The sequence below is a fragment of the Tateyamaria armeniaca genome (assembly GCF_045797845.1).
Taxonomy (GTDB): domain Bacteria; phylum Pseudomonadota; class Alphaproteobacteria; order Rhodobacterales; family Rhodobacteraceae; genus Tateyamaria; species Tateyamaria armeniaca.
Map to the genome: position 1 here is coordinate 2,867,831 of NZ_JBHDIY010000002.1, position 23,663 is coordinate 2,891,493.

A 23,663-nucleotide genomic window follows, 5' to 3' on the forward strand; every position below is an offset into this window, starting at 1 on the left:
GGGCTTGGCGCAAATCGCAGGGGAATAACATGGCAAAGCTGGCATTTCTGGGACTGGGCGTGATGGGTGCGCCGATGGCGGGGCATCTGCAGAAGGCAGGGCATGAGGTGACGGTCTATAACCGGACAGCGACCAAGGCCGAGGATTGGGTCAAGGCCCATGGCGGGGCAATGGCGACAACGCCGCGTGACGCCGCCGCCGGGGCGGAATTCGTGATGTCCTGCGTCGGCAATGACGACGATCTGCGCGCGGTCTGTCTGGGCGATGCGGGTGCGTTTGCGGGCATGGACACAGGGGCTGTGTTTGTCGATCACACCACGGTGTCCGCACAGGTCACGGCAGAGTTGTACAGTGCAGCGGATGCGGACCAGATCAGTTTCGTGGATGCGCCGATTTCCGGCGGGCAGGCGGGGGCCGAGAACGGTGCGCTGTCGATCATGTGCGGGGGCGATGAAGGGGCCTATGCCCGCGCCGAGCCGATCATGAATGTCTATGCCAAGCTCTGCCGTCGCATCGGGGCCAGTGGCACCGGTCAGATGACCAAGATGTGCAATCAGATCGCCATTGCAGGCCTTGTTCAGGGCCTGTCAGAAGCGCTGCATTTCGCCGAGAAGGCGGGCCTTGATGGCCGCGCGGTCGTCGAGGTGATCTCGCAAGGGGCCGCCGGGTCATGGCAGATGGCGAACCGCTACGAGACGATGCTGGATGATCATTTCGATCACGGCTTTGCGGTGGACTGGATGCGCAAGGATCTGGGCATTTGCCTTGATACAGCGGACGAAAACGGGGCAAGCCTGCCGGTTACGGCGCTGGTCGATCAGTTTTACAAGGACGTGCAAAAACTGGGCGGCGGGCGCTGGGACACATCAAGCCTGATCAAGCGCCTGCGCGCGATGGGGTGAGCCCCGGTCCGCGTCAGCGGCAAAGGCTCCTGCGGAGCGTTTGAGGGGCGAACGGGCGGCGCCCCGGGGCATATCGGTGGGCGGCACTGTTTGCCTGACGGCAAAGGCGCCCGCCCACCGACCCGATGACTAAGGAATGATGCGCGTGTACTTGGTGCCTTCCAACGTGGCCCCAAGCCGCAGGCCTGCGCGTGCAAACACCGCTGCAAGCACAGGCGACAATGTTGTCGTCGTGTCTGCCGCCACGCTGTCGCCTTTGTCCGAAATCACGTATTCCAGATCGGCCCCTGCCGCCCAGCCGGGCGAGCGGCGGAAGTCCATCAGCGCCTCGTTGGTCATGAAGAACAGCACATGCGCAAACTGTTGCGCGCCGATCTGCAGACCGCCCGAGCCTTTGACGACCGAGTAGTAATCGACCGTGGCCCCGTTCACCTGCAACGCACCGCGCCCATAGGCCCCGCCAAGGCCAAGCCCGGCCTCGGTCACCAGCGGCATGACCAGCATGCCATCGGCCTTTTGTGCCAGTGAACGCGTGTTAGGGTAGCTGCGATACATCTCTTCCAGCGTGGCGTTGACGCGCGCGTCGATGGTAACGCTGCCGCGACTGCCGATCCCGTTGCCGCAGGCCGCCAGCGCTGCCGTAGATGCCAATGTGCCCAGCGTGAAGACACGCCGCGACATACCTGAATGTGTCATGTTTGAACCGCCTGTATTGCTCAAGAGTTGCGCGGTTTGCCCACGCTTGGCGCGACCATACGCCGATTGACGGGGACTGTCACGTCTTTGCGCCTGTTTGGCGGGTTTTTGCTGGCGTTTGAAGTTGGGTATTGTCACGGGGCTCTGCCCCGCCTCCTGCCGCGACTCCCGGGAGTTTTTGAAATCAGAGAAGCAGGCGAGTTCAACCGTCAGGCGTGATGTCCGCGCCGGGGATGTGCCGGATGGGCAGGTTCGCGGGGTCCAGTCCTTCAAGGCAGCGCAGGTTGATGGCCCAGCCATCGAATTCCGTGACACCGGCGGCGCGTTCGGTGCGGCTTGGCGCACTTGGGCGGCGAAAGGGCAGGATGCCGCAACGCGGGCAGAAGTAGTCCTTGGCTGTATGTGAGCCCCACGTATAGAGCGTGAGGTCGGACAGGGGTGTTTCGATGGTTAGTGCGTCATCGGGCACTCGAAAGATAAGCGTGCCGCGTTTGTGGCAGATGCTGCAATTACAGACGCGCGCGTGATCAATGTCCGCTGTCACCGAAAACCGGACAAACCCACAGTGGCAACTGCCCGAATACCGCGTCACGCGCCATTCAGCAGCCGCGCTGCCGCGGGGGCAAAATAGGTGAGGATGCCGTCACACCCGGCCCGTTTGAAGGCCATAAGACTTTCCAGCATCACCCGGTCCTCGTCAATCCAACCCTGCTGTGCGGCGGCCTTGATCATCGAGTACTCGCCCGACACCTGGTAGGCAAAGGTGGGTGCGCCGAACGTGTCGCGGGCGCGGCGGCAGATGTCGAGGTAGGGCAGGCCGGGTTTGACCATGATCATGTCCGCCCCTTCGGCCAGATCGCGTTCAATCAGCCGCATGGCTTCGTCCGAATTGCCGGGGTCCATCTGGTAGGTTTTCTTGTCCCCCGTCAGCGCACCACTTGCCCCCACCGCATCGCGAAAGGGCCCATAGAACGCACTGGCGTATTTGGCCGCATAGCTGAGGATCATGACGTTCTGGTGCCCTGCACCCTCAAGAGCGCTGCGCATCGCCCCGATCCGACCGTCCATCATGTCGGACGGGCCGATAATATCCGCGCCCGCCTCGGCCTGAGACAGTGTCATCTTGACCAAAGCCTCGATCGTGCGGTCATTCACGATCTCGCCGTCTTCGACGAATCCGTCATGGCCGTTGATGTTGTAAGTATCGAGCGCCACATCGGTCATGATCGCGATCTCGGGCACGGCGGCCTTGATCGCGCGAATGGCGCGGTTCGCATGGTTGTCCGGATCCCATGCGCCTGCGCAGTCCTCGGTCCGCTCTTCGATCCCGGTATAGGGAAAAATGCAGATCGCGGGGATGCCGAGATCAGCCGCCTCGCGCGCGGCCTCGACCACCTTGTCGACCGAGCGGCGAAAGACGCCAGGCATCGAAGGAATGGGTTCTTCGATCCCCTCGCCGCTACGCACAAAAACCGGCCAGATGAAATCATCCACGCTCAGCGTGTTCTGGCGCACAAGGCCCCGGATCGCGGGGGTCGCGCGGGTGCGGCGCAGACGGGTGGCGGGAAAGGGAGCTTGGGTCGGGCGCATGGATCTGTCCAGTTTGGTTGACAGCGTATGGGTCGCATGGATTTAAACGCTTGCCAAGTCTAGGCATCGCGTCCCGTGCGCGTTAAGAGGGTCGCCAATCACAAGCGGGCGCAGCCCGTGACAGGCAAGCAAGGCGACGCGTGGACTGGCACGAAACCATCTTTGAACTCATCGACATGCGCTCGTTCTCGAACCTTTGGTTCTGGATCGCGTTGGCTGTTGTGTGGTCGACCGCAAGCCATTGGGTGCTGGGCGTGCCTTACGACATGGTGGCACGCGCGCGGCGCTATGGCGGGCAGGCTTCAGACGATCTGGATGACCTTGTGCGCATCAACACCAACCGGCTGTTGTTCATCGGTCGTGTCTCCGGCCTCTGGCTGCTGGGCTTTACCTGTTTCATCCTGACTGGGCTTGCGCTGCTTGGCTTCGTCTACCGGATCGAATTTGCGCAGGCCGTTTTTCTGCTGGGCTTTCCCATGTCGATGGTCGCCGCGCTGAACCTGTCCACCGCACGCCTGATCCAGTCCGAAGCGGCGCAGGGCGAGTTGCTGTGGAAGCGCCTCAGCCGCCACCGCACTTATGTGCAGGCCATCGGGATGGTGTCGATTTTCGTCACCGCCCTGTGGGGAATGTATCAAAACATGTCCGTTGGCCCGTTCGGCAGTTGACAGAGCGGGGCATTGCGCCAATTGAAGGCCCTCGTTTCCCATGAACCCCGCAAGAGCGTATGAGCCAGCCAGATCACATCACCGTTTCAGGCGCGCCAGAAGGGTTTGACGCCAAGCTGATCCTCGATGAGGTGGCAGCGCGCGGGCCTGTCATGCACATCGCGCGCGATGACAAGCGGCTGGCGGCGATGCAAAGCGCGCTGCGCTTCTTTGCGCCCGATATGCCCGTGCTCGTGTTTCCCGGCTGGGATTGCCTGCCTTATGACCGGGTGTCGCCCAATGCCGATATTTCGGCGCAGCGCATGGCCACATTGGCGGCTCTGGTGCACGGGATGCCAAAACAGTTTGTGCTGCTGACCACGATCAATGCAGCCAGCCAACGCGTGCCTGCGCGCGACCTGCTGCGCGAGGCCGCGTTTTCGGCGCGTGTTGGGGCCCGTGTGGACGAGGCGGCCTTGCGCAACTTCCTCGTGCGTATGGGCTTTGTGCAAAGCCCGACGGTGATGGAGCCCGGAGATTATGCAGTGCGCGGCGGGATCATCGACATCTACCCGCCGGGTGATCTGGGGCCGGTGCGCCTTGATCTGTTTGGCGATGTGCTGGACGGCGCGCGGCGCTTTGACCCGATCACGCAGCGCACCACGGAAAAGCTGGAACTGGTCGAACTGGCTCCCGTTTCCGAGGTGATCCTCGATGAGGCGGCCGTGACGCGGTTCCGCCAATCCTACCGGCTGGAATTCGGGGCGGCGGGTACCGATGATCCGCTTTATGAGGCGATCAGCGCCGGGCGCAAGCACCAGGGGGCCGAACACTGGCTGGCGTTCTTCCACGACCGGCTTGAGACGCTGTTTGACTACGTTCCCGGCGCAAGCGTGTCGCTGGATGAACAGGTGACCCCGACCCGGCTGGCGCGGTGGGACAGCATTGCCGATCAGTACGAAACGCGGCGCTTGGCGATGGCGCACCGCTCAAAGATGGATTCCGTCTATAAACCCGCACCACCCGAGGGTCTGTATCTGGACGATGCGGCCTGGGAGGCAGCGGTTGCAGAGGCGCGCGTGTTGCAATTCAGCGCGTTGCCGCAAGCGACCGGCCTTGGGGTTACAGATGCGGGCGGGCGGATCGGGCGCAACTTTTCGCCCGAACGCCAACAGGAATCCCTCAGCCTTTTCGGTGCGTTGGCGACACATATTAAAGCGAAAATGGATGCTGGGCCTGTGGTTGTCGCCAGCTATTCGGATGGTGCGCGCGAACGTCTGACCGGGCTGATCGAGGATGAGGGGCTGGCCGAGGTGATCCCCATCACCGACGCCACCCGCATCGGCAAGCGCGGGCTGCATCTGGTGGTCTGGGCGCTGGAACACGGGTTCGAAGCACCGGGTCTGACTGTGATCTCCGAACAGGATGTGCTGGGTGACCGCCTGATCCGCGCGCCCAAGCGCAAGCGGCGGGCCGAAAATTTCCTGACCGAGACGCAATCGCTGACCCCCGGCGATCTGGTTGTGCATGTCGATCACGGGATCGGGCGCTATCAGGGCATGGAGGTGGTGACCGCGGCAGGCGCCGCACACGAATGTCTGCTGCTGGAATATGCCGAAAATTCAAAGCTCTACCTGCCGGTCGAGAATATCGAACTGCTGTCCAAATACGGCCATGAAGAGGGTCTGCTGGATCGTCTGGGCGGCGGGGCGTGGCAGAGCAAGAAGGCAAAGCTCAAGGAACGCATCCGCGAGATGGCGGACAAGCTGATCCGCATCGCAGCAGAGCGGGCCTTGCGCAAAGCGCCCGTGCTGGAACCGCCACCGGGCATGTGGGACGCATTTTCGGCGCGCTTTCCCTATGACGAGACGGACGACCAGCTGACCGCCATTGGGGCCGTGATCGAGGACCTCACCAGCGGCGCGCCGATGGATCGGCTGATCTGCGGCGATGTGGGCTTTGGTAAGACCGAAGTGGCGATGCGCGCCGCCTTTGTTGCGGCCATGTCGGGCGTGCAGGTGGCGGTGATCGCGCCCACGACCCTGCTGGCGCGCCAGCACTACAAAAGCTTTGCAGAACGCTTTCGCGGCTTTCCCATCAATGTCCGGCAGCTCAGCCGCTTTGTCAGCGCCAAGGATTCAGCCGATGCGCGCGATGCCATGGCCAAGGGCACGGCGGATATCGTGGTCGGCACGCATGCGCTGCTTGCCAAGGGTGTGAAGTTCATGAACCTCGGCCTGCTTGTCATTGATGAGGAACAAAAATTCGGCGTCACGCACAAGGAACGTCTGAAGCAGATGCGCAGTGATGTGCACGTGCTGACCCTGACCGCGACCCCGATCCCGCGCACGCTGCAACTGTCGCTGACGGGCGTGCGTGACCTCAGCATCATCGGCACGCCGCCGGTCGACCGGCTGGCGATCCGCACCTATGTGTCCGAATTCGACACTGTCACCATCCGCGAGGCTCTGCTGCGCGAACACTATCGCGGTGGGCAGTCGTTTTATGTGGTGCCGCGCATCTCTGATCTGCCCGAGATAGAGGCGTTTTTGAAAGAACAGCTGCCCGAACTCACATACGTGATCGCGCACGGGCAGATGGCCGCCGGTGAACTCGATGATCGTATGAACGCGTTTTACGATGGAAAATACGACGTGTTGCTGGCGACGACGATTGTTGAAAGCGGCCTCGACATTCCCACCGCCAACACGATGATCGTGCACCGGGCTGACATGTTCGGTCTTGCGCAACTCTACCAGATCCGGGGGCGGGTTGGGCGTTCGAAAACCCGCGCCTACGCGTATCTCACCACCAAACCGCGCGCGAAACTGACGGCCACGGCGGAAAAAGGCTGCGCGTGCTGGGCAGTCTCGACACGCTTGGGGCAGGCTTTACGTTGGCGTCCCAGGACCTCGATATTCGCGGGGCGGGCAACCTGCTGGGCGAGGAACAGTCCGGCCAGATGCGCGATGTGGGTTTTGAGTTGTACCAGTCGATGCTGGAAGAGGCGATTGCCAAGATCAAGGCCGGCGAGATGGAAGGCCTGAGCGCTGCGGACGATCAGTGGGCGCCTCAGATCAATCTTGGCGTGCCGGTTCTGATCCCCGAAGCTTATGTGCCTGATTTGGATGTGCGACTGGGATTGTACCGCCGTCTCAGTGGGTTGAGCACCAAAGTTGAACTGGAAGGCTTTGCCGCTGAGTTGATCGACCGCTTTGGCGCGCTGCCCAAGGAAGTGAACACCCTGATGCTGGTCGTGCGCATCAAGGCAATGTGCAAACGCGCCGGAATTGCCAAGCTGGATGGCGGGCCGAAGGGCGCGACGATCCAGTTCCACAATGACAAGTTTGCCTCTCCCGAGGGGCTGGTGGAGTTCATTCAGGACCAACGCGGGCTGGCCAAGGTCAAGGACAACAAGATTGTCGTGCGCCGCGACTGGAAGAAAGACAGCGACAAGATCAAAGGGGCCTTTGCCATCGCGCGCGATCTGGCGGAAAAGGTGATCGAAGTGAAAAAGAAGAAAAAGGCGCGGGCCTAGGCCGTCTCTGCCGCCTCGGCGCGCCGCATGTACTGCATCAGGACAGACGCCAGTGCGCTGGCCACCATGACCGTCGCCACAAGTGCGATGGGCGTGCCATCAAACAGCAACCCGATGGGCGAGGCGAGCGCACCACCGATGACTGTCGAAACCGCCCCGATCACCGAGGCTGCCATGCCCGCGATGTGGCCCATAGGCTCCATCGCGATGGCGTTGAGGTTGGCCACCGTCAGCCCGCCCTGAAACATCACACCCCACAGCCAGATGATGAACAGCGGGAACAGATAGGGCAGGTCGGCCAGCATCCACCCCACAAACAGCGCAGACACCACCACCTGCGCCCCAAGCGCCCATGTCACCAGCCTGCGCATGCCAAACCGGCCCACGATGGCTGCGTTCAGCAGGCTGGACACGCCCGAAGACACGGCGACAGCCCCGAACCAAAGCGGAAAGCTCTCTTCGCGTCCAAAGGACACATCGAAGATCGGCTGCACCATGGTCAGCACCGAAAACAGCATCATAAGCATCAGGGTCTGCACGAAAATCGACAGGCGTACCGTTCGGTTTGCAAACATCTGGCGCACCGCATCCAGCATCAGAGGCACGCGCAGGGGACGGCGCGCCGAGACCGGGAGCGTTTCGCTGATCCGCAGGGAAAACCAGATGAACAGTAAAACGCCAAAGGCGAGAAACGCCGCGAAAATCGCGCGCCATCCAAAGGCATCGGCAATCAACGCGCCGATCAGCGGGGCCACCCCGGGCACAAGCAAAAAGACCACCATTGTCAGCGACATGATGCTTGCCATGGCCCGCCCGCTGTAGAGATCGCGGATGATTGCGGCCGACACGACCCGCGGCCCCGCCGCACCCAGACCCTGCAACACCCGGGCCGCCAGCATCGTTTCAAGCGTCGGCGCGATCCAGCTGAGGATGGCCCCAAGTGCGTAGACGGCAAGGCCCATGTAAACGACGGGTTTGCGCCCATAGGCATCAGACAAGGGCCCTGTGAAAAACGTGCCCGCACCCATGCCGATCACAAAGAAGGTCATGACCAAAGCGGCCTGCGCCACGCCAAGCGGGGCGATGTCGGCGGAAATGTCGGGCAGGGCAGGCATCATCGCGTCGATGGAAAACGCAATGGTTGCGAACATCATCGCCATCAGGGCGATGAATTCCATTTTGCTCAGGTTCTGGCCCTTGGGAGTGGTCACGACCCATCCGCTCCGGAATCACTTAGACGCTAATCTGCGTCACTTTGCGGAGCGTATATCCCATGTGCAACGACCATTGGTTGAAAATTTGACCATTTAGGCAATTTCAGGTTGTTGACGTAGGGTCAAGCAACTCCGGCGCGCAATTCGTCGATCACTTTTGCCCAAAGTTCGGGCGGTTGGGCACCCGGTACCGCATGTTTGCCCCCGACGATAAACGTCGGCACCGAATTGATCCCCATTTTCCGGCTGTGGGCATCGCGCGCGGCGATGTCGTCGCGGTCCGCATCCGACGCCAGAAGGCGGCTCACCACGGCGGCGTCCATCTCGATACCATCGGCAATATCGGCCAGCACTTCGTGATCGCCGATGTCGCGGGCCTCGACGAAATAGGCTTTGAACAGGGAGGACACGGCGGCGGTTTGCTTGCCTTCGATGCCCGCCCAGTGGATCAGCCGGTGTGCGTCCAGCGTGTTGGGGGTGCGTTTCATCCCCTCGAAATCGATTTTGAGGCCCGCTTTTTCGGCGTTTTCCACCACGGGCGCATAGGCGCGCACGGCGCCTTCCTTGCCGCCGAACTTGCCCTCAAGATAGGCGCGCCGGTCCATGCCTTCGGCTGGCATGTCGGGGTTCAGCTGGAAAGGATGCCATTCAATCAGGAACGGGTGGTCGGGATGGGCGGCCAATGCACGATCCAGGTGGGCCTTGCCGATATAGCACCACGGGCAGATCGGGTCAGACATGATGTCGAGTTTGATGGGGCCGTTCATGTCGTTGGTCATGTCAGTGGGCTTTCGTGGTTTTGGGCCAGAACAGGTGCAGGCGGCGTCGCAGTATCTTGCCATTTGTACCGGTCGGCATCTGTGCGATCCGGATATAGGCGCGCGGTTGTTTGTACTGCGCAAGGTTCGCATCGACATAAGCGCGCAAGGCCGCTTCGTCCAGTGGGGCGGGGCTTGTGTAAAAGGCGACGATCACGCGCACGCCGGGTTTGACCTCGACTTCGGCGGCCCCGGCGGCGGTAATGCCGGGTGCGGATGCAACCACGGTTTCGACTTCGATGGGCGAGACGCGGTAGCCGCCTGCGTTCATCATATCGTCGTTGCGTCCAAGATAGCGGATCTGCCCGTCGTCCTCCATCTGCCCCATGTCGCCGGTCAGAAACCAGTCGGCCTGAAACTTGGCCTGTGTTTCGTCCGGGTGGCTGAGATAGCCGAGCATCAGGCCCGGGTCGCTGCGATGAATGGCGATGACACCGGGCACGCCGCGCGGCACCGGGCCGTCCTCACACAGAATGGCGATACGCCGCCCCGGCTGTGCCCGGCCAAGCGCGTCCGCATCGCAGGGTGCGTTCGGACTGGATGAAATAAAGGTTGAGCATTCCGACATGCCGTAGGCCTCAAAGATCGGCGTGCCCGTCGCCGTTGCCCATGCGGCCTGCGTTACTGGGGAAGTTTTTCACCGGCACTGAGGCCATGCCGCAAGTGTGCCAAGGGCGGCAGGTCGCGGCGGTTCAGCATCTGGCGATAGACTCCCGGTGCCGCGGCAAAGACTGTGGCCTTGTGCCAGGCCATCAATGCGCCGAGATCCTCGGGCCTGGTGCCAGCGGCAGGTATCAGCGCCGTGGCCCCGACGCTCCACGGATCCATCAGCCCTGTGCCCAGTGTGTAGGTCCAGTTGAATGCGCCTGCATGCATCAGCACATCGCTTTCACCCAACCCGTACCATCCCTGATGCATCATCTGGCGCGCCCAGATCGCGCGGTGGGCATGGGCCACGGCGCGCGGGGCACCGGACGTGCCTGAGGTGTAGATGACATAGCCAAGCCGTTCCGGATCACCCATGTCCCAAGGGGCCGGGGGCAGGGCGCGCATCGCACGCAAGGTGGCAAGGCCGACCTCGGGCGCGCCGTGGGCCGAGGCGACGGCAGGGTCACGCAGGATAAGGCGTGGCCGCATCTCAGCCACGATGCGCGCGACTTCTGTGGTGGTAAGGGCCGCCGATGTGGGTATCGGCACCAGCCCGACAGCCAGCGCCCCCAGATAGGCGATGGGAAAATCGATAGAGTTTCCAAGCCGCAGCAAAATGCGGTCGCCGGGCAGGCACCCGGCCTGCAAAAACCCGGCACCCGTGCCGCGCACAGCCGCCGACAACGCGGCATAAGTCAGCCGCTCGGCGTGATGATCCGAAACCACCGACACCGCGACTTTGTCCGGGACTGCATCGGCGCGCGCCAGCACGTGGGCCGCCATATTGAAGGGGCTTGGACAGGGCGGGAAAGGCGTGGTGTCATCAACGCTTAACATATCCTAGCGCTACGGTGTGGCGCGCGACGTTGCAAGCGTGACGGCGCGGTTCTATAGAAAGCGTCATGACTGGAAAAGACCCCAAATCCCTGATCGAGATCGCCCGCTCCACTGGCGGCGATGAAATGCCCGAACCCCTTGATCTGGGCGCGCGGGTGCGCGAGTTGCGCAAGGCGCGCGACTGGACGCTGGAACAGGCGGCCGGGCAGGCGGGGCTGGCCCGCTCAACCCTGTCCAAGATCGAAAACGGTCAGATGTCACCCACTTATGAGGCCCTGAAGAAACTGGCCGTGGGCCTCGAAATCTCGGTGCCGCAATTGTTCACGCCCCCGGAAAAGGGGCAGATCAACGGGCGCATGGTGCTGACCCGGTCGGGCGAGGGAAATGCGCAAGCCACAGTGACCTACGAGCACGAGTTGCTGGCCGAAACGCTGACCAAAAAGCAGATGCTGCCCTATCGCGCGCGTGTGCGTGCCCGCTCGATGGACGAGTTTGACGGGTGGGTGCGCCATGATGGCGAAGAATTCCTGTACGTCCTCACAGGCGTGATCCGGCTTTACACTGAATTTTACGAACCGGTTGAGATGCGGCGCGGCGACAGTGCCTATTACGACGCGACGATGGGTCACAACGTCGTATCCGTCAGCGACGAAGATGCGCTGATCCTGTGGGTGACATCGCTGGCCTAGGTGGTCAGGCCGAGTGACGCGCGCCTTCCAAGTGGCGATTCAGGTAGGCGTCGAAAGCATCCTGCGCTTCTTTCAGCGACATGTCATGCGTGGCCGCAAGGTAGCTTTCAAAGCGGTCCTGGTCGGCCTTGAGAAACGGCATCGCACTTGGCTCAAGCCTGGGAAACTCATTGCACAGCGCGCGATAACTCTCTGCCCAGTTCTGGGTCAGGTCATTCCAGTTCATGTTTACCCCCGTCAGCGATGGTCCGGTCCTTGCAAAAGGAACCCGACACACAACGCGGCCCATCTGGCCAGCGTCGGACATCCACCCCACGCAAATAGTATTGCAATTGGCACACCGATCAAGCGTCAGGGGCGAAAAAACGATTTAAACAACCTGTGCGCGAAAATGGCCGCGATGATCTGTGCGATGACAAATGCCGGGATATGTCCGGGGTAAATGCCTGCAAACGTGTCCGAAAATCCGCGTGCAATCGTGACGGCCGGGTTCGCAAAACTGGTCGAGGCGGTGAACCAGTAGGCCCCGGTGATGTAGAGGGCCACGAGGGTGGGCACAGTCTCGGGCCGCGATCTGAGCCCACCGAAGATGACAAAGAGCAGGCCGAGCGTGGCGAGGATCTCGCTCCACCATTGCGCCAGACCGCTGCGGTGCAGCGTGGTTGAGGTCTGCAGGATCGGCAAATCGAACATGGCATGGGTTGCCCAGACCCCGATCAGGCCGCCCGCGATCTGGGCGGCGACATAGCCAAGGGCGATCCCGCGCGTCATGTCACCGCGCAGATAAAAGGCCAGTGTCACCGCCGGGTTGAAATGCGCCCCCGAGATCGGCCCAAGCACCGTGATGATTATGTAGAGCATACAGCCCGTCGCAATCGCATTGGCCAGCAGCGTGATGGCAGCGTTCCCGTCGGCAAGGCTGACCCCCATGATGCCCGAGCCGATCACGCTGATCAGCAACATGGCGGTGCCGACCCCTTCAGCAATCAGTCTTTGGCGCATGCGCTTACTCTTCGTACCACCAGAATTGCGGCATCCAGTCCGGCCCGTCGCCATAGATCGGGATGGTTTCGGGGTATTTCATCTCGTCGATATGCGCGATGCGCCCCGTGGTAAACTGCCAGAATGGAACGACGTAGCGGCCCGCAATCAGCAACCGATCCAGCGCGCGGGTGGCCGACAGGCTTTCTTCGGCGGTGCGCGCTGTCAGCATCGCGCTGATCATCGCGTCAATCGCCGGATCCTTGGCCCCCATCAGGTTGGGCGTGCCATCCTGATCTGCAGCCTCAGAGCCCCAGTAAAAATACTGCTCATTTCCGGGGCTCAGCGACATGGCGCGGCGGTGATATGTCATGTCGAAGTCGAACGTGGTGGTGCGGGCGGTGAACTGCGCGCCATCGACAAGTTCGGTTTTGACGTCGATGCCCATTTGACTGAGCGCTTGGGTGTACAGATCGGCAATGGCGCGATCTTCGGTACGTTGTTGATCGAGCAGGATGGTGAATTGCATGGCCTGACCATCGGCGTTGCGCAACTTGCCGTCTTGCGTGGTCCACCCGGCCTCTTTCATCAGGCCCAGTGCGCGCCGCAGACCCTGCCGGTTGCGCAGGGTGCCATCGCTTACGGGCAGGGCGTACCCTTCCATCACGCCGGGCAGCAGACGCCCGTTGAACGGCGCAAGCAGGGCGGCCACCTCACCCTTGGCAGGCCCGGGTTCCATGGCCAGCGGCGAGTTCGAGAAGTACGAGGTGATGCGTGGCTGCGCGCCGCCTGTGAGCGTGTCGTTGATATATTCGAAGTTGAATGCGGTGATCAGCGCCTCGCGTACGCGCCAATCGTCAAAGGGCGCGCGCCGGGTATTCATCACGAACCCGGTGATGCCCGATGGTTTCTGGTGCTTGATCTCGGATTTGATCACGTCGCCGGACTGGGCGCGGGGGAAATCATACTGGCTGGACCATGTTTCGGCGTTGAATTCGCGGATGGCGGACACGTTGCCTGACTTGAACGCCTCGAACACCACATCGCCGTCGCCGTAAAAATCGATGGTGATCTGATCGAAGTTGAAGGTGCCGCGCATGAACGGCAGATCCTTGCCCCAATAGTCCGGGTTGCGGGTCAAAACGACATTGCGCGCCGCCTCAAAGTCGCTGATCACATACGCTCCGCTGCCGATGGGAATGTCCGCAAGGGCGGCATCTGAGAATGACTTGCCCTCCCACTGTGCCTTTTGCAGGATCGGACGCATGCCCGCCAGCAGGGCCAATTCCCGGTTTTCCGTGTTGAAGGTAAAACGCACGGTGGCAGGGCCGACCTGTTCCAGACTTTCGATCTGTGTCCAGAGCGAACGGTAGCGCCCGTGCCCCTCGGTGCCGAGGGTTTCGTAGGACCAAATCACATCTTCGACGGTGACTGGGGTTCCGTCAGAGAATCGGGCCTCGGGGCGCAGGGTGAATTCGACCCAGGACCGGTCCTCGGGCACCTCAATCGATTCGGCGAGCAGACCATAAAGGGCAAAGGGTTCGTTCCGGTTGCGGCCCATCAGGCTTTCATGGGTCAGAAAGCGGAGCTGCCAGGGCACGTTCCCCTTCTGGATGTAGGGATTGAGCGAATCAAAGCTGCCGGTGTTTGCCAGCGTGATGGCGCCGCCCTTGGGGGCATCGGGATTTGCGTGGGGCAGCGACACAAAATCGGGTGGCAGGGCAGGGGTGCCATACATAGCTATGCCATGTTGTGGCTCTGCTTGTGTCTGTAACGGACCTGACACAAAGGTTAACAGAATCGCGCTGAATGCAGCCAAACGCGCGCCTCTAAATTGGAAATAATCCCGCCCCATATCGTCAACAATCCTCAATCGCCCTTGTTTTGTTAACAATAGCGGGCGTCGGACCTTTACGCATTATCAAACTTTTAGCTTGGACTCTTTCGGCGCAATTGCTTATAACAGGGTCACTGCTCGATAGGTTTCTTGCCTGTATGAAACCTGCCTCAATAACTTAACGCCAGCTTCGTGCTGGCGTTTTTTTTTGGCCATGAGGTGCGATATGATGCGCCTTGGCGTCAGCAGGTTAAGATTCAACCTGCAAGACTGTTACCGACCGACTGCGGTCCCGTCGCGGTTGTCGCCAGTGGTTCTATGACAGTTGACAAAACAGGGCACTCAGACCCCGCAATCACTTCTTCGGCGGTTCAGTCGGGTCCTTGCCGTTGGGATAGACCAGCCCTGCCGAGATCACCAGTTTGGCCGCGTCCTCGACGCTCATGTCCAGTTCGATCACGTCCGTGGCCGGAAAGAACAGCAAGAAGCCCGATGTCGGGTTGGGTGTCGTCGGCACGAATACGCTGAGCATCGGATCGCCCGAGTTGCCCCGTTCGGCAACCTCGCCCTTGGTGGTGGTCGAGACAAAGCCGATGGCCCAGATGCCCTTGCGGGGATATTCGATCAGGCACGCCTTTTCAAATGAGCGTTCGGACTGCGCAAACACCGTCTCGGAAATCTGCTTGATCCCGGAATAGATCGAGCGGACAACGGGCGTGCGTTCCACGAGGCTTTCGGCCCAACGGATCAGGGACCGTCCAATGTACCCTTTGGCGATCCACCCGATAAAGATGGTGAACATCAGGAAGACGATCACACCGACGCCGCGCACGTTCACATTCACCCAGTCGGGGTTTGGAATGCGCACGCCGTCTTCCATGACGAAGCGTGGATTGTTCAGCCAGTAGTTCACAATTGAATCGGGCTGCCAGACATTTGGCACCAACGGCCAGACGAACCCGTCAATCCAGCCGATGACCGTCCAGATCAGCCAGATGGTCAGGCCCACGGGCGCGATGACCACAAGCCCGGTCAGGAACGACGCACGCAAGCGGGCAAACAAACCGGGGCGCCGGGGTCGTTCTGGATCGAAGGGGGTATTCATGTGCATCCCGCAGCTTGGTCGAGCGATAGGTAGGGGATGGTGCTGCGCACTACAATGGCTCCGCCCCGGCTTTGTGCCCTAAGGTCAGGCATTTGGGCCTTGATTGCTCAAATGCTTGGCAATTTCTGCCGCCAGTTGAGCGTTGTGACGGACAAGGGCGATGTTGGCGGCCAGCGAGCGCCCCTCGGTCAGCTCGAAAATGCGCTGCAGCAGATAGGGTGTGACCCCCTTGCCGGTGATTGAGTGGGTTTGGGCATCGCGCGTCGCTTGTGCGATGATCGGGGCCAGGGTCGCGCGGTCAATCTCTGCCTCTGCGGGGATCGGATTGGCCACCAGTTGCCCGCCCGGAATGCCAAGCGTGCGGCGCATGGCATGTGCCTGCGCAATCGCGTCGGCACTGTCCATACGCAGCGGTGCCTTGATCCCGGCGCTGCGCGACCAGAAGGCGGGCATGTCGTCCTGCCCGAACGCGATGACGGGCACGCCCTGGGTTTCCAGCACTTCCAGTGTCTTGGGGATGTCGAGGATAGCCTTGGCCCCCGCGGCAACGACCGTGACCGGCGTCTGGGCCAGTTCCAGCAGATCGGCAGAGATATCGAATGTCCCCTCGGCACCCTTGTGCACGCCGCCGATCCCGCCGGTCGCAAAAACGTCGATGCTCGCGATGCGCGCGGCGATCATGGTGGCGGCCACAGTTGTGGCCCCGGTGCCGCCCGTCGCCATGCAGGCGGCCATATCGGCGCGGCTCAGCTTGGCCACTTTCTTGGCTTGGGCGAGAGTTTCAAGCTGATCGTCCGTCAGTCCGACGTGAAGTGTGCCATCGAGCACAGCCATGGTCGCCGGTTCGGCCCCGGCGCTGCGCACGTCCGCTTCAACCTCTCGCGCCACGTCCAGGTTCTGGGGATAGGGCATCCCGTGGGTGATGATCGTGCTTTCCAGAGCGACGATGGGCGTCCCATTGGCGCGGGCTGCTGCGACGGCGGGTGAGAGGGTGAACTGGGTCATTCCGGGCCTTGTCCTGATACATAAGTGGCAGCGGCATCGAGGGCGGCGCGCAAGGCGTCATCCCGTCCCGCGCCGCGCAATTCTGCCGCGATATGGGCGGCCATGAACGTATCACCCGCCCCCGTCACCCGAGTGACAAGGACTTGAGGCGGCGTGGCGCTGATCACGTCATCGGCGGTGGCTTCGCTTGCTGTCCCGCCACCATTGGTGACCAGAACCCGTGCCGCACCGCGGGTGATCAGTTCATGTGCTGCACTCATGGAATTGTCGAAATGCGCCTGACACAGCAGCCCGGCCTCTTCGAGGTTCACGTAAAGCGTGCCGCGCCCATGGGTCAGAAACGGGGCCAACCGGCGCGCCTTGCCGGGTGAGGCGGGGGCAACGCGCAGGTCGGCCTGGGCCAGCAATGGGCTTGTGGCCATCTCGTTCAGCAACTCGACCGTCAAGTTGCCGTCGAGGGCCACGGGCCCGGTATAGGGGGCCTCGGGCGTTGCGAGGGTGCCGTCCTTGAGGGGCTGCAAGATCTTGGCGCCTGCATTTTCCAGCGAATGTGCATCTGCGATGGCGGCAATCAATCCGTTCGCCCCTTCGACAGCCATGTACCTGTCGGTCGGCAGATCCTCTGAGCGGTAGACTGTGTCGGTGATCATGCCGCGCGCGGTGCAGGCTGCAACCAGTTCATCGCCCTCGGCGTCGCGCCCGATGGCGGTCAGCAGGGCAGGCGTCAGGCCAAAGCGGGCGCAGGTCATCGCGATGTTCATCGCCACCCCGCCGGGCAGACGGCTGATGCGCCCCGGCACGTCCGAACCAAGTTGCATGGCCAGCGGCGCGCGGCCAATCACGTCCCACAGGACCGAACCGATGCACAGAATGTCAGCAGGTTTGCTCATACATGCCTGTCTGCCCCGCGACCGGGAAAGAGACAAGGGGACACGGGGGCCTATCGAGCAGGCACGGCAAAGGTCAGCGCGGCCCAGAACGTATCCCAGACGGCTGCATCGTCGTTCAGGATCGGCTCCAACGCCACGGCGTCGAAGAGATAGGTGTGGGCGGGGCGCACTGGAATGGTCGCAAAACCAGACTTGTCCGTCCGGTGCAGGGTGACCACGACCTCGCCCGACGGTGGGCGGTCAAACACTTCGACCTGTGCATTTGTGCGTGGTTGTCCCTTATACAGCAGTTGCACATGCATCTGACCGTCAAATCCCGCCGCATATGGGTTGGTGATGGCCACGAACTCGGTCTTCAACCCAAGGGCCCGGTCAAGGCCCGCGCCGCTGCCCACACCAATCAGCGCCTTGGCGTGGCGGGTATATCGCTCTTTGAAGGGCGGGGCGGGGAACCCGTTGGCCGCATGGCGCGCCGCCATGTCTGGGAAATCCTTGTGATCGGCGAATTTCTGAAACTTTTCCCACTCCCGGTACGTCACAAAAGAAGGCGTGGTTTCGTGTACCACGGACACCAGCCCATCCAGCGGGGCGGGGACGTTCAGTGCCGGGCGATCCCCCATCCGCCCCTGAACCGGACGCAATGTGTCGCCCTGAACCACATCGAACCGCGTGAAGCTGCGGGTAAAATAGGACAATGTCGTGCCCTCAAAGTTTTGGCCGTTTTTCAGATTGCCGACGATTTGGGCACCCGGCGCCACTTGATAGGGGTCCGCTTCGATCCAGAATTCATGAGCGGTTGCACAACTGGCGTAAATCGCGCACCAAACACCAACAATCAAACGGGAAAATACCATGGAGTCCGCCTTGCTTAAACTGTGTCGAAAGCTGCGCCTTTGGGGTGTGATGTCAAGTCTGTGCGCGCTGGTTTGGGCCAATATGGCCGGCGCTCACGAAGTTGTGCCTACCATCGCCGACCTCACTGCGGGCGACGGCGCGGTGCGGGTCGAGATGCGCGTGAACATCGAGGCCCAGCTTTCGGGCATTGATCTGGACGAGGTGGATGACACCGACAATGCGGAAAACGCAAGCGATTACGATGCGTTGCGCGCGCTTTCTAATGCAGAAGTCGCGGATCGTGCGGCATCTTTGATAACAACATGGAATAGCGCGCCCTTGCTGAGCGCGGATGGCACGGCGTTCCCATTGACCCTGGACAGTGTTGTCGTGCCGAACGTGACGGATGGCGAATTGCCGCGCATCTCTGACATCGTGATGACCGGCGCGCTGCCTGACGGTGCGACCAGCATCACGGTGGCATGGCCGGATGGTGCGGGCGATCTGGTTGTGCGTCAGCAAGGCGTCGAAGAACCGTTCACCGGGCTGGTCTCGGGCGGCACCACGTCTGGGCCGATCTCTCTGACCGGCGGGGATGCCGCGACCGGGTGGCAGGCTTTTGCTGAGTACATTCCCGTCGGTTTTGACCACATCCTGCCCAAGGGCCTTGATCACATCCTGTTTGTCCTTGGGCTGTTCTTCTTGTCCACACGGCTTGGTCCGCTGCTCTGGCAGGTGTCGGCCTTTACGCTGGCGCATACGGTCACGCTGGCGCTTGGCGCGCTTGGGCTTGTCAATGTGCCTGGCAGCATTGTCGAGCCGCTGATCGCCGCCTCGATTGTCTATGTGGCGGTCGAAAACATCTTTGCGCGCGGGTTGAACCCGTGGCGACCGGTTGTCGTGTTCGGGTTCGGGCTGCTCCACGGGCTTGGATTTGCCTCGGTTCTGGGCGACTTCGGTCTGCCAGAGGGGCAGTTCATTCCGGCCCTCATCGGGTTTAACGTGGGGGTTGAGCTGGGCCAACTGGCCGTGATCGCCATGGCGGCCATCGCGCTGTGGCTGGGATGCCGTGCGGCGACGCTTGCGCGCCTGACCGGGGTCGAGGAGCTGGTGGCCGAATACCCGGTCATGTTCCGCGCCTGGTCGATGACCGGTTCGCTGATCATCGCGGTTGTCGCAATCTACTGGGTGATTGAACGCACGCTGCTTTAGGCGGTCTAGCGCAAGGGTGCTGTCAGCGCGCCAAGGGCGGCGACGGCATCCTCCGTGTTCCAGATCTCTTCCCCGATCCCGAAAAAGTCGGTGATCGGAGCGAGGTGTTCGACCGCGGCCAGCGTCAGCCCGCCTTCGGCGACCACCGGTACTTCGACCACATCGGACCACCACTGGAAAAGGTCATCATCCGCCGCTTCGGTGTCACCGATGCCGGTGACCGGGCCAAAGGCGATGTAATCCGCGCCTGCCTCACCCGCCGACAGCCCGTCATGGCGCGACGTGCCGCAAAAGCTGCCGACGATGGCATCCGGGCCAAGGGCCTTACGTGCATCGCGCACCGATTTCTTGGCGCTCGACAGGTGAACTCCGTCCAGTCCCAGACGCTCGGCCAGACCGGCGTGATCGGCCACGACAATGGCCACGTCCCGCGTATGGGCGACGGCGCGGCATACATCGGCGGCACGCGCAATGCGGTCTTCATCGTGGCTGGCCAGGGCAAGGCGAATACAGGCGATGTCATGGGCATCAAGCACGGCCGCCAACTGGTCGGGAAATGTCGACAAATCGAACATGGGCGGGGTCAACAGATACAGTTGCGGCTGCTCGGGGCCTTGCTCGGGCTCACTCATCTGGGTCGTCCTTTTGCTTTGGCCGTGCTTTAGCGGATCACGAGGTGAAAGCAAATGCCGGATCGGTAGGGGATTGAGGGCCCGCACCGCTTAGGCTAGAGCCGCGCCATGACACCGACCTTTGTGCTGACGCGGCCCCAGATGGGCGAGAATATCGGGGCTGCGGCCCGTGCGATGCTGAATTTCGGTGTGGACCGGATGCGCATCGTTGATCCGCGCGATGGCTGGCCGAACCCGGCGGCTGTTGCAATGGCAAGTGGTGCGGGGCGGGTGCTGGACGCGGCCAGCCTGCACGAGGATCTTGCGGGCGCATTGGGCGATTGTTCTTACGTCTACGCCACCACCGCACGCCAGCGCGACCTGACCAAAGAGGTGCTGAGCCCCGAAGAGGCGATGCGCGATGCCGCCCGCCGTATGGGCGAGGGTCAGCATGTTGCGGTGATGTTTGGCCCGGAACGGGCAGGGTTGGAGAATGAGGATATCGCGCAGGCCAATGCGCTGATCTCGGTTCCCGTAAACCCGGAATTCCCGTCGCTGAACCTTGCCCAATGCGTATTGCTGGTGGGCTACGAATGGATGCGCGCAGCAGGCGATGTGACGTCCCAAACGACAGAAATGGCGGGCACCGAGTGGGCCACTGGCGACGAGGTTGAACATCTGGCGCGCCATTTCGAAGAGCGGCTGGAGGACGCCGGCTTTTTCTTTCCCGACCACAAGGCGGCCAGCATGAAGGTCAACCTGCGCAATATGTGGAGCCGGATGCCCCTGACCCGCGCCGATGTGCAGACGTTGCATGGCATGCTGCGTCAGATGGTCCGCTGGGCACAGCGCCGCTGACGCTGGACGTCTGGCTGGGCCGGGCCTAGGTTGCGCATCGACGACAGATCACGAGGGCCTGAATGGCAAAGAACCGCAGCATTTTCGAAGAAGTCCAGACCACCGAAAAACCGGTCGCCGAAGTTGGCGTGATCGACCGGGGCCGGGGCGGTGCACGCGGGGCGATCCGTGTGTGGTTGATGATGCTGTTCACGCTGGTCGTGGTAATGATCGCTGTGGGTGGCCTGACACGGCTGACCGATAGCGGCCTTTCGATCACCGAATGGCGCCCCTTCACCGGGGCGATCCCGCCGATGAATGCTGCCGACTGGGAGTCGGAATTTGCCAAATATCAGGCCATCGACGAATTCCGCATCCAGAACCAATGGATGGAACTGTCTGATTTCAAGGTGATTTACTGGTGGGAATGGGGCCATCGCCAGTTGGGCCGGGTGATTGGCGTGGTCTGGGCCATCGGGTTTTTGTGGTTTCTTGTGCGCCGCAAGATCCCGACAGGTTGGACACCTCGCCTGCTGGGCCTCGGCGTTCTGGGCGGCGTGCAGGGTGCCATCGGCTGGTGGATGGTCGCCAGCGGCGTGACCTCTGGCGAAGGCATGGTCGATGTGGCGAGCTACCGTCTGGCCACCCATCTGGGCCTTGCCTTTGTCATCCTCGGGTTCATCGCATGGTACATCTATATGCTGGGCCGATCCGAACGGAACTTGATGCAGGCGCGGCGCAGCAAAGAGGGCAAGCTGTTCGGCATGTCCACGGGCCTCATGCATTTTGCCTTTCTCCAGATCCTTCTGGGTGCACTGGTGGCCGGCATTGACGCCGGGCGCAGCTATACCGACTGGCCGCTGATGGGCGGGCAGGTCTTTCCCGCCTCTGCCTTCACGTTTGAGCCATGGTGGCGCAACCTGTTTGAAAGCCCGGGGCTGGTGCAGTTCATTCACCGCGTTTCGGGCTATCTGCTTGCGATCTATGCGGTGGTGGTCTGGCTGCGCGGGCGCAAATCGGCGCATCCCAACACACGTTTTGCATTCAACGCTGTGATGGCGGCAATGGCGTTGCAGATCGTCATTGGCATTGTGACCGTCCTTTACGGTGCCCCGTGGCAAGTCGCGATCCTGCACCAATTCCTGGCCGTGATCCTGTGGGCGCTGATCCTGCGCGCACGGTTCCTGGCCGCCTATCCGCTTGCAACGTCGCTCAGGGGGAACACCGCATGACTGCTTATGATGACTTGATGGCCTATGACCATGACACGCAGGCCCTCGCACAGATCGCGGGGCGGTTGGGCTGGGATCAGGAAACGGTGATGCCGCGCGGCGCCGCACCACAACGGGCCGAAGAGATGGCGGCACTGGAAAGCGTGCTGCACGCCCGCCGCACCGATCCGCGTGTGGGCGACTGGCTGGCCGCGCTGGATGGCGTGTCCCTTGACCCGGTTGCTGCGGCGAACGTGCGCGAAATCACCCGCAGCTATGAACGCGCCAGCAAGGTGCCTGCGAAACTGGCCGCGACATTGGCGCGCGTGACCTCGGCGGCGCAGGGCAAATGGGCGGACGCACGAGCAGGCGATGACTATGCTGCATTCGCCCCCGTCCTGTCCGAAGTTATCGACCTCAAGCGCGAGGAAGGCGCGGCACTGGCGGCAGGCGGCGACGTCTATGACGCGATGCTGGCCGATTACGAGCCCGGCACAACGGCCGCCGACCTTCAGGGGATGTTCGGCGCACTACGCCCGGCGCTGTCTGAGTTGCGCACTGCAATCCTTGAACAACCCAAGCCACAGGGCGTCACCGGCGCGTTCGACGAAGCCGCGCAACTGAAGCTGAGCGCGCTGCTGGCGCAGACCTTTGGCTACAACACCGATCATGGGCGCATCGACAAGGCAGTGCATCCGTTCTCGTCCGGCTCAGGCCTTGATGTGCGGATCACGACCCGCACGAACCTGCACGATCCGTTCAACTGTTTCTACTCGACCATCCACGAGGTCGGGCACGCCTGCTATGAACAGAACATCGACACCGACTATCTTTTGACGCCGTTGGGTCAGGGCGTGTCGATGGGTGTCCACGAAAGCCAAAGCCGCATTTACGAAAACCAGATCGGGCGCAGCCGGGCCTTCACCGGGTGGTTGTTTGGGCAGATGCGGGATGCATTCGGCGACTTTGGCATAGACAGCGAAGAGGCGTTCTGTGCCGCCGTCAACCGGGTCTCGAACGGCTATATCCGCACCGAGGCGGACGAAGTGCAATACAACCTGCACGTCCTGCTGCGTTTTGATCTTGAACGCGCCCTGATGGCAGGGGATCTGCAGGTGGGCGATCTTGAAGCGGCGTGGAATGACCGGTTCGAGGCGGATTTTGGCTACAAGGTCGACAAGGCGTCGAACGGCGTTTTGCAGGATGTGCATTGGTCGGTCGGCCTGTTCGGATACTTCCCCACCTATTCGCTGGGCAATGTGTATGCCGGGTGCCTGCACGACGCGCTGCGATCAGCGGTGCCGGATCTGGATGCACAATTGAGCGTAGGCGATACATCGGCGGCGACGGGCTGGTTGCAGCAGAACCTGCAGCGGCACGGTGGGCTTTATGAACCGCGTGAAGTGATTGAACGGGCGAGTGGGCAGGTGCCCGGACCAGAGCCGTTGCTGGCTTACCTGCGGGCCAAGTTTTCGGACATCTACGCGCTCTGATCCGGCGTTCGCAGGTCGTATCGGATGCTGGGGTGCTGCCACAGGCGAAGAGGTTTCGCCTGTCGCAG

At 62.0% G+C, this 23,663-nt stretch carries 19 protein-coding genes and 3 pseudogenes; 8 read left to right on the top strand and 14 right to left on the bottom strand.

From position 1 onward, the window contains the following. Positions 1-26: 26 nt before the first annotated feature. A pseudogene (locus ACERZ8_RS14540) lies at positions 27-902 on the top strand (NAD(P)-dependent oxidoreductase); the annotation flags it as partial. A gap of 129 nt (positions 903-1,031) precedes the next feature. Here ACERZ8_RS14540 and ACERZ8_RS14545 read toward each other — a convergent pair. The 3 genes from ACERZ8_RS14545 to hemB form a co-directional block, all read right to left on the bottom strand. Beyond that, positions 1,032-1,598, bottom strand: coding sequence for a lipid-binding SYLF domain-containing protein (locus tag ACERZ8_RS14545; RefSeq protein ID WP_407592875.1), 567 nt, complete (start codon positions 1,596-1,598; stop codon positions 1,032-1,034). Between the two features lie 202 nt (positions 1,599-1,800). After that, entirely contained in the window at positions 1,801-2,190 is a 390-nt protein-coding gene (locus ACERZ8_RS14550; protein ID WP_407592876.1) for a GFA family protein, read from the bottom strand. Next, positions 2,187-3,188, bottom strand: coding sequence for a porphobilinogen synthase (hemB, locus tag ACERZ8_RS14555; protein ID WP_407592877.1), 1,002 nt, complete (start codon positions 3,186-3,188; stop codon positions 2,187-2,189). Before hemB ends, ACERZ8_RS14550 begins: the two co-directional genes overlap by 4 nt. 140 nt (positions 3,189-3,328) lie before the next feature. On the opposite strand from hemB, the gene ACERZ8_RS14560 reads away from it, so the two are divergent. Further along, entirely contained in the window at positions 3,329-3,856 is a 528-nt protein-coding gene (locus ACERZ8_RS14560; protein ID WP_407592878.1) for a component of SufBCD complex, read from the top strand. 59 nt (positions 3,857-3,915) lie between these two features. Next, a pseudogene (mfd, locus tag ACERZ8_RS14565) lies at positions 3,916-7,373 on the top strand (transcription-repair coupling factor). Here the strand turns inward: mfd and ACERZ8_RS14570 are convergent. The 3 genes and pseudogenes from ACERZ8_RS14570 to ACERZ8_RS14580 all read right to left on the bottom strand — a co-directional run bounded on the left by ACERZ8_RS14570 (position 7,370) and on the right by ACERZ8_RS14580 (position 10,890). Then, positions 7,370-8,584 carry a multidrug effflux MFS transporter gene (locus tag ACERZ8_RS14570; protein WP_407592879.1) on the bottom strand — a complete coding sequence of 405 codons (1,215 nt, stop codon included), beginning with the start codon at positions 8,582-8,584 and terminating at the stop codon, positions 7,370-7,372. The pseudogene mfd and the gene ACERZ8_RS14570 sit on opposite strands and share 4 nt — an antisense overlap. Before the next feature lie 125 nt (positions 8,585-8,709). After that, complete coding sequence (locus tag ACERZ8_RS14575) at positions 8,710-9,354, bottom strand: DsbA family oxidoreductase (RefSeq protein ID WP_407594283.1); 645 nt, start codon at positions 9,352-9,354, stop codon at positions 8,710-8,712. A gap of 13 nt (positions 9,355-9,367) precedes the next feature. Next, positions 9,368-10,890 (bottom strand): annotated as a pseudogene (locus ACERZ8_RS14580) (class I adenylate-forming enzyme family protein). 65 nt (positions 10,891-10,955) lie between these two features. Between ACERZ8_RS14580 and ACERZ8_RS14585 the strand changes: the two are divergent. Continuing rightward, positions 10,956-11,579 carry a helix-turn-helix domain-containing protein gene (locus tag ACERZ8_RS14585; protein ID WP_407592880.1) on the top strand — a complete coding sequence of 208 codons (624 nt, stop codon included), beginning with the start codon at positions 10,956-10,958 and terminating at the stop codon, positions 11,577-11,579. Between the two features lie 4 nt (positions 11,580-11,583). Here the strand turns inward: ACERZ8_RS14585 and ACERZ8_RS14590 are convergent, their stop codons facing one another. From ACERZ8_RS14590 to ACERZ8_RS14620, 7 genes are all read right to left on the bottom strand, one after another. Continuing rightward, positions 11,584-11,805 carry a hypothetical protein gene (locus ACERZ8_RS14590; protein ID WP_407592881.1) on the bottom strand — a complete coding sequence of 74 codons (222 nt, stop codon included), beginning with the start codon at positions 11,803-11,805 and terminating at the stop codon, positions 11,584-11,586. 125 nt (positions 11,806-11,930) lie between these two features. Further along, the gene (locus tag ACERZ8_RS14595) at positions 11,931-12,581 is read right to left on the bottom strand and encodes an aquaporin (RefSeq protein WP_407592882.1); all 651 of its coding nucleotides are present in this window, start codon (positions 12,579-12,581) and stop codon (positions 11,931-11,933) included. Between the two features lie 4 nt (positions 12,582-12,585). After that, entirely contained in the window at positions 12,586-14,298 is a 1,713-nt protein-coding gene (locus ACERZ8_RS14600) for an extracellular solute-binding protein (RefSeq protein ID WP_407592883.1), read from the bottom strand. A gap of 454 nt (positions 14,299-14,752) precedes the next feature. Further along, positions 14,753-15,502, bottom strand: coding sequence for a DUF502 domain-containing protein (locus ACERZ8_RS14605; protein WP_407592884.1), 750 nt, complete (start codon positions 15,500-15,502; stop codon positions 14,753-14,755). Between the two features lie 84 nt (positions 15,503-15,586). After that, entirely contained in the window at positions 15,587-16,507 is a 921-nt protein-coding gene (locus ACERZ8_RS14610; protein ID WP_407592885.1) for a pseudouridine-5'-phosphate glycosidase, read from the bottom strand. Next, positions 16,504-17,397, bottom strand: coding sequence for a PfkB family carbohydrate kinase (locus ACERZ8_RS14615; protein ID WP_407592886.1), 894 nt, complete (start codon positions 17,395-17,397; stop codon positions 16,504-16,506). Before ACERZ8_RS14615 ends, ACERZ8_RS14610 begins: the two co-directional genes overlap by 4 nt. A 50-nt stretch (positions 17,398-17,447) precedes the next feature. Then, entirely contained in the window at positions 17,448-18,251 is an 804-nt protein-coding gene (locus tag ACERZ8_RS14620) for a DUF4198 domain-containing protein (RefSeq protein WP_407592888.1), read from the bottom strand. Here ACERZ8_RS14620 and ACERZ8_RS14625 point away from each other — a divergent pair. Next, positions 18,250-19,443, top strand: a complete 1,194-nt coding sequence (locus tag ACERZ8_RS14625) for a HupE/UreJ family protein (RefSeq protein WP_407592889.1) — start codon at positions 18,250-18,252, stop codon at positions 19,441-19,443. The genes ACERZ8_RS14620 and ACERZ8_RS14625 overlap by 2 nt on opposite strands. A 5-nt stretch (positions 19,444-19,448) precedes the next feature. Here ACERZ8_RS14625 and ACERZ8_RS14630 read toward each other — a convergent pair whose 3' ends face one another. After that, positions 19,449-20,075 carry a thiamine phosphate synthase gene (locus tag ACERZ8_RS14630; protein ID WP_407592890.1) on the bottom strand — a complete coding sequence of 209 codons (627 nt, stop codon included), beginning with the start codon at positions 20,073-20,075 and terminating at the stop codon, positions 19,449-19,451. A 108-nt stretch (positions 20,076-20,183) separates the two neighbouring features. Here ACERZ8_RS14630 and ACERZ8_RS14635 point away from each other — a divergent pair, with 108 nt between their 5' ends. From ACERZ8_RS14635 to ACERZ8_RS14645, 3 genes are all read left to right on the top strand, one after another. After that, a complete protein-coding gene (locus ACERZ8_RS14635; protein ID WP_407592891.1) occupies positions 20,184-20,912 on the top strand; it encodes an RNA methyltransferase in 729 nt (242 codons plus the stop codon). Positions 20,913-20,974: 62 nt separating this feature from the next. Next, the gene (ctaA, locus tag ACERZ8_RS14640; protein ID WP_407592892.1) at positions 20,975-22,123 is read left to right on the top strand and encodes a heme A synthase; all 1,149 of its coding nucleotides are present in this window, start codon (positions 20,975-20,977) and stop codon (positions 22,121-22,123) included. Beyond that, on the top strand, positions 22,120-23,595 hold the full coding sequence (locus ACERZ8_RS14645) for a carboxypeptidase M32 (RefSeq protein ID WP_407592893.1): 1,476 nt from the start codon (positions 22,120-22,122) through the stop codon (positions 23,593-23,595). The genes ctaA and ACERZ8_RS14645 overlap by 4 nt, the downstream gene beginning before the upstream one ends. Positions 23,596-23,663 lie beyond the last annotated feature (68 nt).